Consider the following 10,161-nt stretch of genomic DNA (forward strand, 5'->3'; position numbering starts at 1 on the left):
ACTGAGGATCAGAAAGCTTGTTTGAATCGATGTATTTCATCCGCAGATTATGCACGAATGCTAAGAAATCCGGAGTGCAAATATTAACCAAAAAGAAGATCGTTTTTTGATTTATGAAAGAGATCTAATATAATAATTTTAAATTTCTAATGGCTTAACTCGCCCTTAAAAGAGCGAGAATGCACACTATATTATTTGTTCAAAATTTCAAAGCCACTCTTTGCTGTCATCTGCAACAGGTGTTCCATGCATCACATGCTGAATCATGGCATAGGCGATACTGCCCTTGAACGGAATCTCGGGTAACTGATCAAATTTGAAAAATTGCGCATCGCTGAGTTCATTTTCTTGAATCTGAATTTCCCCTCCGTGATATTCTGCCTTGAAGGCCATCATCAGATTGCTAGGAAACGGCCACGGCTGACTGGCTAGATATTGAATATTTTTGATTTGCAGCCCCACTTCTTCCAGCGTTTCACGGCGTACTGCCTCTTCTAGGGTTTCTCCAACTTCAACAAAGCCTGCAATCAGGCTGTACATCTGGGTTTTATTGCGGGCATTTTTTGCCAGCAGAATTTCATCTATACCTCGGGTAATGATAGTAATGACACAGGGATTCACCCGCGGATATTGGTTATAGCTACAGGATGGACAGACCATGGCATACTGAGTGGCATGCTGCTGGGTGGCGTGTCCGCATTTACTGCAAAAGCGATGATTACGGCGCCATTCCAGTAACTGTACCGCACGGCTGGCCTGTTCAAACTGTGGTCTGCTCCAGACTTGCACCAATTGTCTGATCGGCACCAGCTGATAACCTTCCGGCACCAGTTCATCTTCTTTCAGATCACGGGCAATGATCTCGCCATTTTCCGACAGGTTCAGGTCGTGCTGCAGTTTTTCTACCTGCGGCAACTGAAAATGCTCATCCACCAGTAATTGCTGCTGTCTAAAAATATACGCGTTTGAATGCATGCTCATGACAATTCCCTGATTAAAAAAATCCCATACAGAGGGGTGTATGGGACAAAACTAAGGAAGCTCACATGGAGTAACTTCAAGCCAGATACTAGGCGTGAGCTACTTGAATTACAACCATAATAATTTGTATCTTTTTGATTAAAATCACATAATTTTCACACTACTCATGTATTAAGAAATCATGTAAAGCGAGTTTCATCAACTGGCTTTAGCATTGAAGGGATGAATATTTTGTTATAGCAGTACTCATGATTTCTGTGCGATGTCATCTGGTCGAGTTGGATTGATTCAACACGCAGGATGATCTTTATTTTCACAAAAAATTGAACTGTCTTGACTTACACTGCGCTATCTTTCATAGGGTCTGGAATGGCTATGCGTTTCGGTTTAATTCTGGGTGACCAGCTTCATCATCAGCTTGCTACGCTCAAAGCGCTAGATCGTAGCAGGGATGTGATCCTGATGGCCGAAGTTGTTCAGGAAGCCACTTATGTCGCCCATCATCCGCAGAAAATTGCCCTGATTTTTAGCGCCATGCGTCATTTTGCCAAAGAACTCAAAGCAGAAGGCTGGCGTGTACGTTACCATGCTTTTAAATCTGATAGTCCGATTCGTAGCCTGCTGGATTTCGTAGAGTCACAGCAGCAACTCTTACCAGTCACAGAACTGGTCATTACGCACTGCGGGGAATATCGTTTACAGCACCAGATTGAACAGGATTGGAGCCAGCAGCTGCAATTGCCAGTACAATGCCTGAATGATGAACGTTTTTTCTGTAGTCCGGAGCAGTTTCGGCACTGGGCCAGTCGCTACCAGACACTGCGTATGGAATATTTTTACCGGGAAATGCGCAAGCAGACCGGTTACTTGATGCAAGGACAGCAGCCGTTTGGAGAACAGTGGAACTATGACAGCACCAATCGTAAGGCCTGGGCTGGCAATCCCCCTTTGCCTGCACCACTTCACTTTGAACACGATCAGATTGATCTGGATGTCCTTGAATTGGTTGAACGTGAATTTTCCCGCCACTCTGGCAGCCTTGACAACTTCCGCTGGGGCACCACACGTAGCAATGCTCTTCTTGCACTGGAGCATTTCATTACCCACAGTTTGCCACATTTTGGCGATTATCAAGATGCCATGGTTCAAGACTCAGACATTCTGTTTCACAGCCTGCTCTCACCTTATTTAAACTGTGGCCTACTATTGCCCAAAGAAGTCTGTGATGCGGCAGAAGCTGCCTACCATGCCGGTCATGTACCACTGAATGCAGTTGAAGGTTTTATCCGGCAGATTCTGGGTTGGCGCGAATATGTACGAGGCATTTACTGGCTATACATGCCGGAATATGCCAACCGCAATGCACTGCAGCATTCGTCACCGCTGCCACAATTTTACTGGACTGGTCATACCCAGATGAACTGTATGGCGGAATGTTTTCGCAATACTTTCCAAAATGCCTATGCGCATCACATCCAGCGTTTGATGATTACTGGCAACTTTGCCCTGTTAAGTGCTGTAGACCCGCAGCAGATCAGTGAATGGTATCTGGCGGTATATGCAGATGCCTATGAATGGGTAGAACTACCGAACACGCTGGGCATGGTAATGCACGCTGATGGTGGGTTAATGGCCAGCAAACCCTACGCCGCTTCGGGCAATTACATTAATAAAATGTCAGATTACTGCAAGCACTGTACCTACAATGTCAAAACCCGTACCGAGCCGGACAGCTGTCCATTTAACAGTCTATACTGGTTTTTTATGATTCGGCATGAAGCGATATTTCGTACTCATCCACGTATGGGCATGATCTATCGACAACTCGATAAACTTCAAGATCGGCAGCAGATTATCACCCATGCGCAGCAGCTCCTTAGTCGGATTGATGAGTTATAAAATGAAAAAACATCATCTTCCTAAAAAAATCTGTATTCACTGCTTACGCCCATTTAACTGGCGTAAGAAATGGCAACGTTGCTGGGAAGAAGTCAGATACTGTTCTGAACGATGTAAACGTGAGTCCAGACGGTGTACAAAGTCAAGCGCTTAGAAACGTTTATACTGCCTTGAACAATAAGCCCGAATTACATCAGGTGATCGCAGCTGCAAATGCTTGGTTTTTCGACCGGTAACCCGTTCACGCCACATTTTAAAACTAGATACTTTCAAGTTTTTTCGCATCAAACGAATCACAGTCGCTTCATTTAAACCATACTCACGTTGGATAGCTTCAAAAGGAGTTCGATCTTCCCAGGCCATTTCGATAATTCTTGATAAATCTTGTTCAGCAAATTGATTCACGCCATTCTCATTTTTAATCAAATAATAGTAAAAGCTAATTTTTGGCCTTTAAGCCTCATCACATCCCTTGTACAACTTGAATCTATTCTGATTCGGTGAAGAGTATAAAAATATGGGCATGAATTTTTTGTGATTCTTTCTAACGTTTACTAATTATAAGCAATTAAAAGGGCTAGTTTTACCAGCCCTTTAGATTATCAATTACCTCGGTAGGTCGAGTATCCATAAGGGCTTAATAATAAGGGAATGTGGTAGTGACTGACACTGCCATCAACTTTGAAAATAACGGGGACTTCTGGGAAAAAAGTGCTCTGATTATTCTTTTTGAACCAGTCACCAGTTTTGAACGTGACCTTATAAATCCCTTGCGCTAACGGCTGATTTTCAGGAAAAAGTGCTGTAATACGACCATTCGACCCTGTAACTTGCTGATTCAGCTGCACCCATTTATTGCCAGAACTCTTTTCGAGCACTACTTCAACATCAGCAGAAGGTAAGCCATTTTCTAGATTTAACACATGCACACTTAATGGGTTATTTTGTGCAAACGTCATTGATGTTAATAACAGTGTTGAGAGTGGTAAAAACTTCTTAAACATAATGGAATCCTTAACGATTAAAACTATACTGAATGGCTGCCTCAGCACAATACTGATCATTTTTGGCGCCTCCTGCACCCGCAACCCCAATTGCACCGACCACCTGATTTTCATAACGCACTGGTAAACCACCTCCTAACAACAGCAAATTAGATAAAGTGGTTAAATTTTTTGCATCACTGTTTTCATGAGCATTTTGACTTAACAGCAAGGTCGCTGTTTTGGTCGATAAAGCGGTATAAGCTTTCTTTTCGGCTGCGCCCAAATTATGGGGGCCGACATTTTCATGCCTACTCGCCATCAAGGTATTTCCTCCCCGATCAACCACGACCACAGCAATATTGTGCTGTATTTTTTGACAAGCAGCCACTGCGGCATCAACAAGGATGTGTGCAGCGTTGGAATCGAGTGAATAAACTTGATTCAATTGAATGGTTTGTGCAAAAGTACTGCTACTCATCAGCATTACTGTTAAAACAAACCCTTTGAGGTTGTTCATCATGATTGCCCCGAATTAAGTTTTACAAAATCTTATACAACCTGAATGATTTGAAGCATGACAATCACATTACAAAGTTGTCATCTTCAAAATGAGTCTGAGCAAAATGTGTATTCTAATTATCGAAGATGAAGTGAAGATCGCCTCATATCTCGTGAAGGGCTTAAATGAATCTGGCTATGCCGCTGAATGTGTTCATTCAGGGCTCGAAGGCTTGGAAAAACTAAAAATACAACCTTATACCTTGGTCATATTAGATGTGATGCTGCCCGATATTGATGGCTGGGCAGTCTTAAAAGTATTGCGTCAATTTTCCCATATACCCGTGATTTTTCTCACTGCCAAAGACCAGATTATTGATAGGGTCAAAGGTCTGGAACTAGGTGCCGATGACTATCTGGCCAAACCTTTTTCTTATATTGAATTACTTGCGCGCATTAAAAGCTTACTGAGACGGCAACAGTATGTTCAGGAAAACGAGCTATGGATGGGCAACTTAAAAATGGACTTAATCCATCATAAAGTTTGGCGACATGAGCAGTTAATTGAACTCAGTAAAAAAGAATTTAATTTATTGCACTTTATGCTGCGGCACCCAAATGAAATTATTACGCGTAGGCAAATTGCTTCCGAAGTTTGGCATATCAATTTTGATACCGATACGAATTTTATTGATGTCGCGGTACGACGCTTACGCAGTAAAATTGACGAGGAGCATGAGATAAAATTAATTCATACTGTCCGTGGCTTGGGCTATAAAATTTCGGTTGAAGCATAATGTTCAAGCCCATTCGCTCTTTAGAACTCCGATTAACGCTCTTGGTTACAGGGTGTGCTGCAATGGTCTTGTGCGCTGTGGCATTTATGACCTATCTGGGTATCAACCAGATTTTAATTGCTCAGCAAGATCGGGCTTTGGTTGAACGAATTGAGCGACTGGAAATTTTGCTGCAAGACAGTAGTAATATTGAACAGATTATCGCTCGCCCGAAGCTGTATCAAAACATGTTGGGAAATCAGGATAATTTGTTTTTATTGATTCAGGGCAATCAGATTCTCATCAACATCAATTCTCTTGGCATTCCTCTGCCTGAATTTACCCATCAGCCACAGATTCAATTCCGAGATTTATCAGCTCATACTTACCCCACCCGTATTGCTTGGAAAACCATTCAAATCAATCAGCAGCCCTATGTGTTAATTGCAGGCAAACAGTGGTCTGAACGTTTAGCCATCATCTCGCCTTTTCAAAAACGTCTTTTCATTTATGTATTTACAGGCATCTTAGCCATTTTCATACTCTGTGCCATTGCTAGCCGTCTGGGATTGAACGCATTAAGAACTCTGCGAGAACAAACCCATGCCATTAATATTCAGCAACTTGAGCAGCGACTCAATCTGGTTCATCCCCCTCAAGAGATTGAACAACTAGCATCCGATATCAACGCCATGCTTGACCGTATTGAAATGGGATATAGCCAACTGAATCGCTTCTCTGAAGACATTGCCCATGAATTTAGAACCCCATTGAATAATTTAATCGGGCAAACCGAAATTTTACTCATGAATGAACGTAGTCCCGCACAGTATCAGGAACTCTTGATTTCCAACTTGGAGGACTATCAACGTTTAAAACGAATGATTGACAGCATGTTATTTCTCGCCCGCGCAGATGCACACAAAGTTTGCTTAAACAAACAGAAGATTCAACTTCAATCATTTATAGAAAATATATTCAGTATTTTCGAGTATCAAGCTGAAGAACAACACTGCAATTTTGTTTTAAGGCTTGAAGCGACTGAGCTATCGGCAGATCCTGAACTGTTACAACAAGCGCTGTATAATCTAATATTAAATGCGCTCATTCACGGCAGCAATTACCGAACTATTTATGTGCTTAGCCACAGAAAGAACATTAATAATATGCAGATGATTACATTATCTGTGATCACCAGTGGTTTGGAAGTTGCTCCTGAGCATTTGCCTCATCTCTTTGAGCGTTTTTATCAGTGCAGTTCCAGCAGACAAAGCCCTCATCAAACGGGTGGTTTAGGCCTATCGATTGTGGCATCCATTTTAACGCTTCATCAGGGAATGTATCAGGCAGTCAATAGCGCAGAAGGCATCTGCTTTGAACTGCTGTTCCCAGAAGAGTAACCCACATTCGCACTCATTTCATCTCGTGTTTGGAATCACTCTGAATTCTCCCATCCACCAGATTAATGGTTCTATCACAGGTTGCCGACAATCTAGGATCATGAGTCACCAAAAGGACTGCACAGTCATGTTCGCGATGTACTTTACGAAATAATTCAAACATTTCCGCAGCAGTTTGAGTATCCAGATTACCTGTCGGCTCATCGGCCAACAATAGCGCAGGCTGAGTAATCAGTGCACGTGCAATCGCCACACGCTGCTGCTGCCCCCCAGAAAGCTCATTCGGTTTACGGTCAGCGAACTTATCTAAGCCAACGGCGGTCAATAATTCATGGGCATATTGCAACGCAAATTGATCTGGCTTGCCTTGCTTCAGCATTAATGGCATGAGTACATTATTTAAGGCAGTAAAGGCCTGTATAAGATGATGGAACTGAAACACAAAACCTATACTATTGCCACGTAACGCTGTCCGAGCCGTATCATCCATACTGCTTGTCGCCTGACCCAACAAGTACAACTCACCACGACTAGGCTGATCTAATAAGCCAAGAATATTCAGTAAAGTACTTTTGCCTGAACCAGAAGGACCAATTAATGCAGCAAAGTCATTACGTTGAATACACAGATCAATCCCATGTAATACCTCCACTTCATTAGGTTGCCCAACATTGTAGGACTTTCGTAATGCTTCTAAACGCAGTACTTCCTGAGATGGATCAAACATGACGAATTGCCTCCACAGGATCGAGTGCAGCCGCCCGACGGGATGGTATTGCAGCAGCCAAAACCCCTGTCAAAGTCGCTAAGAATAATGCCGACAAGATAAGCTTGATTGAAATCGAAATATAAAACAAACCAGGACCAAACTGATTAAATCCCCAGATCAAACCATAGCTGACTACACTACCAAGCATGGAACCAAGCAGACCAAAAATTGCTCCCTGAAATAAGAAAACTCTTAAAATTTGCGCTTGTGTCGCCCCAGTCGCACGTAAAATACCGATTTCCCGAGTCCGTTGCACCACACTCACCGACATCACACTGGCAATACCAAAAGCGACTGAAATCCCCACAAAAACAATAATCATGTTGGTCGAAAGGCTCTGAGCGGTAATCGCATTCATTAATTGAGCATTGGTTTCAATCCAGCTTTCTGCTTTTAATCCTGTCAGGCGTCCGACTTGCGAGGCAATTTGATCCGCCTTAAAAATATCCTGAATCGTCAGATCAATCACGGTCACCCCACCCGGCAAATTAAGTAAAGATTGCGCCTGTTTCAAATCCAGATAAACATAGCGCGCATCCAATTCACGCACGCCCAGTTCAAATATTCCAGAGATATTCACCACCGCATTTTTCTGTTGCCCAGTATCTAACCTTAATTTGCTCCCGACTTGCACACCCAAATCTTTGGCCAATTGACGCCCAATTAATACATTATCTGCACTGACCCGTAATTCACCACTCACCATATATTGCTTTAACGGAATAATCTGTTGATAACGTTCAAGATTGATACCAACTAAAGCAACCGATTGAATCGCATCTCCGCGCTGTACAAATGCAGGACCAGAGACCACAGGAGAAACCGCCGTCAACACTGACAACTGATCTAAAGTCTCAGTAATCTGCTGCCAATTATTAATAGAGCGTAAGCGTTGCGCACGCTGATCTTCTTGTAACAACTGAAGTGTTCCTGCTGCTGGTAGCACAATGTGATTCACCTCATCTGGTGAAAGCAAACGAATATGCGCCTGCGTCCCTAAAGTCCTTTCTACAATATTCGATTGTAAGCCCTGAATTAAGGCGCTAATGAACACAATGACCGCTACCCCCACCGCGACGCCAATGGTAATCATAATCGACTGTGTGCGACCCTCTCGCAAAAAACTGATTGCGATGGTCCACTCTGCCCAAAGTCGCCCAAAAAAGTTTTTCAATCGAATTTCACCGGTAATTCATTTTTGCTATTTGTCGGATCCGTTTGACTCTGCAAAACACGTTTAGTTTGCTCTATTCGGACACGAATTCCATCTTTAAGCACTGATTCTGCATCGGTAAGGACGTGATCACCTTCTTTCAATCCAGCTACAACTTCCGACATGACCAAACCACGTAAACCCAGTGTGATGGGATGACGTTGAATTTTTCTATCTCTTACTAAAATAACCATTGCCTTGTTTCCACTTATACTGCTTAAAGCATCATTTGGAATGACCAGGGTTTGCTCGCGCTTGTTGGTTTCAACATTTACCGATACCGTCATGTCTTGACGCAAAAAATCAGGGACTGGATCAACTGTTAATCGAACGTCTATTGTGCCACGTTGAGCATCAATACTTGGGGCAATAAAATTAATATGGGCAGGAAAAGGTTGATCTGGATAGGCATCCGTAATCACTGATGCTTTTTGTTGTAAAGCCAGCAGTGGTAAATTTCGCTCATCAAATGGCACTCGTATTTCAGTCGCGCCATCCAGTGCAATAGTGAAGAGAGTCTGACTCGGTTGTACCAAATCCCCTGGCTCAACATTACGGGTTAAAATAATACCTGAAACTTCTGCGCGAATTTTGGTCTTGGCGAGTTGCGCTTGAAGTGCAGCGAGTCGTTCACGTAATTTTGTCTCTTCAACTTTATCTGGGGCAAGTGAAGCAACTTTTAATCGAGCTGATTCCAAATTATTACGGGCGAGTTTTTCTGCCTCTATCGATTTCTCCCTTTCCTCTGCTGATAATATTCCTAATTCGGTATTTCGTCTGCGTACCGCCTCTCTTTGAGCCTGTTCTAATTGCACTTTGGCATTCGCTAAATCGACTTCTGCTTGCGGACGTCTAGTGGTTGCGAGTTCCTTTAATTCAGCTTCTGCCTGCCGCACCTGCGCTGAAATTTCATCAGATTTCAGTACTAAAAGAACATCCCCTCGAGAGACCCGATCTCCCTCTTGAACCAAGCGCTCAAGAACAACCCCTGTAATTTCACTACCAATCTGAGTCCGAGATACTTTTTCTACCCGTCCTGAAGCAACAACTGTCTGAATCAATGGACTAGATACGACTTCATAACTAGGTAACAATGGTCCTTGCCACCAGCGATATATAGCAAAACTGACGAGCAAAACCAGTAGTATGATCATGATCCAAGGCTTATAACGGGTAACAAGCAATTCCATTCTCCAAGCCAGATTAAAGAAAAGTTTTTGAATTGAATAATTAATGTCTAGTTAAATATATATGAAAATTTAGTTACAACACACCAAATTAAAAAAGCACACCATTTTTATTAAATTATTTTCTCTTACTGTTATAGTTTTTTCATAATTTTGATTAAAAAAACAAACAAACAAACAAACAAACAAAAGATTTCTTTCATAAGTCATTTTTCACTCAGCTCCAAGTTATAAATTCCAGCAATTAGATTGAATCTTAATGCTAGTCTTTTGCCTCGATTGCGATATCGCTCAGCAAGAATTTTGAAGGTTTTCAAACTGCCAAATACATGCTCAATTCCAATTCTTCTTTTATTGATTTCCTGATTATAGATTTTTAGTTCGGAATCCAGTTTACAGCGCTTCTTTGCTTTTAATGGCAACAAGCTATTTGGATACACTGTATAAATTCC

12 protein-coding genes are annotated in these 10,161 nt (G+C 42.3%); 4 read left to right on the forward strand and 8 right to left on the reverse strand.

From position 1 onward, the window contains the following. Positions 1-207 precede the first annotated feature (207 nt). Positions 208-981, reverse strand: a complete 774-nt coding sequence (nudC, locus tag FTV38_RS15650; RefSeq protein WP_180022957.1) for an NAD(+) diphosphatase — start codon at positions 979-981, stop codon at positions 208-210. 375 nt (positions 982-1,356) lie between these two features. On the opposite strand from nudC, the gene FTV38_RS15655 reads away from it, so the two are divergent. Both FTV38_RS15655 and FTV38_RS15660 read left to right on the forward strand, forming a co-directional pair. Continuing rightward, the gene (locus tag FTV38_RS15655; protein WP_180022961.1) at positions 1,357-2,880 is read left to right on the forward strand and encodes a cryptochrome/photolyase family protein; all 1,524 of its coding nucleotides are present in this window, start codon (positions 1,357-1,359) and stop codon (positions 2,878-2,880) included. A 1-nt stretch (position 2,881) separates the two neighbouring features. Then, the gene (locus FTV38_RS15660; protein WP_168379796.1) at positions 2,882-3,034 is read left to right on the forward strand and encodes a DUF2256 domain-containing protein; all 153 of its coding nucleotides are present in this window, start codon (positions 2,882-2,884) and stop codon (positions 3,032-3,034) included. Here FTV38_RS15660 and FTV38_RS15665 read toward each other — a convergent pair. From FTV38_RS15665 to FTV38_RS15675, 3 genes are all read right to left on the reverse strand, one after another. Next, positions 3,031-3,285: a TIGR03643 family protein gene (locus FTV38_RS15665; RefSeq protein ID WP_180022958.1), complete on the reverse strand. Its 255-nt coding sequence runs from the start codon at positions 3,283-3,285 to the stop codon at positions 3,031-3,033. The two genes, FTV38_RS15660 and FTV38_RS15665, sit on opposite strands and share 4 nt — an antisense overlap. Before the next feature lie 197 nt (positions 3,286-3,482). Continuing rightward, on the reverse strand, positions 3,483-3,884 hold the full coding sequence (gene uraH, locus FTV38_RS15670; RefSeq protein WP_168378003.1) for a hydroxyisourate hydrolase: 402 nt from the start codon (positions 3,882-3,884) through the stop codon (positions 3,483-3,485). 10 nt (positions 3,885-3,894) lie between these two features. Continuing rightward, positions 3,895-4,383, reverse strand: coding sequence for a heme-binding protein (locus FTV38_RS15675; protein WP_180027295.1), 489 nt, complete (start codon positions 4,381-4,383; stop codon positions 3,895-3,897). Positions 4,384-4,489: 106 nt separating this feature from the next. Between FTV38_RS15675 and FTV38_RS15680 the strand changes: the two genes are divergently transcribed. Further along, a complete protein-coding gene (locus FTV38_RS15680) occupies positions 4,490-5,161 on the forward strand; it encodes a heavy metal response regulator transcription factor (protein ID WP_168378005.1) in 672 nt (223 codons plus the stop codon). Beyond that, positions 5,158-6,540: a heavy metal sensor histidine kinase gene (locus FTV38_RS15685; RefSeq protein WP_180022962.1), complete on the forward strand. Its 1,383-nt coding sequence runs from the start codon at positions 5,158-5,160 to the stop codon at positions 6,538-6,540. The genes FTV38_RS15680 and FTV38_RS15685 overlap by 4 nt, the downstream gene beginning before the upstream one ends. Positions 6,541-6,553: 13 nt before the next feature. On the opposite strand, the gene FTV38_RS15690 is transcribed toward FTV38_RS15685, so the two are convergent. From FTV38_RS15690 to FTV38_RS15705, 4 genes are all read right to left on the reverse strand, one after another. Further along, positions 6,554-7,267 carry an ABC transporter ATP-binding protein gene (locus tag FTV38_RS15690; protein WP_180022959.1) on the reverse strand — a complete coding sequence of 238 codons (714 nt, stop codon included), beginning with the start codon at positions 7,265-7,267 and terminating at the stop codon, positions 6,554-6,556. Beyond that, positions 7,260-8,483, reverse strand: coding sequence for an ABC transporter permease (locus tag FTV38_RS15695; RefSeq protein WP_180022960.1), 1,224 nt, complete (start codon positions 8,481-8,483; stop codon positions 7,260-7,262). Before FTV38_RS15695 ends, FTV38_RS15690 begins: the two co-directional genes overlap by 8 nt. After that, positions 8,480-9,706, reverse strand: coding sequence for an efflux RND transporter periplasmic adaptor subunit (locus FTV38_RS15700; protein ID WP_180022963.1), 1,227 nt, complete (start codon positions 9,704-9,706; stop codon positions 8,480-8,482). The genes FTV38_RS15695 and FTV38_RS15700 overlap by 4 nt, the downstream gene beginning before the upstream one ends. A 209-nt stretch (positions 9,707-9,915) precedes the next feature. Then, positions 9,916-10,161: transposase family protein (locus FTV38_RS15705; protein ID WP_180022611.1), on the reverse strand; the 246-nt coding region annotated here is incomplete at its 5' end.

Origin of the sequence: Acinetobacter sp. YH16044 (genome assembly GCF_013417145.1) — a bacterium.
Classification (GTDB): domain Bacteria; phylum Pseudomonadota; class Gammaproteobacteria; order Pseudomonadales; family Moraxellaceae; genus Acinetobacter; species Acinetobacter amyesii.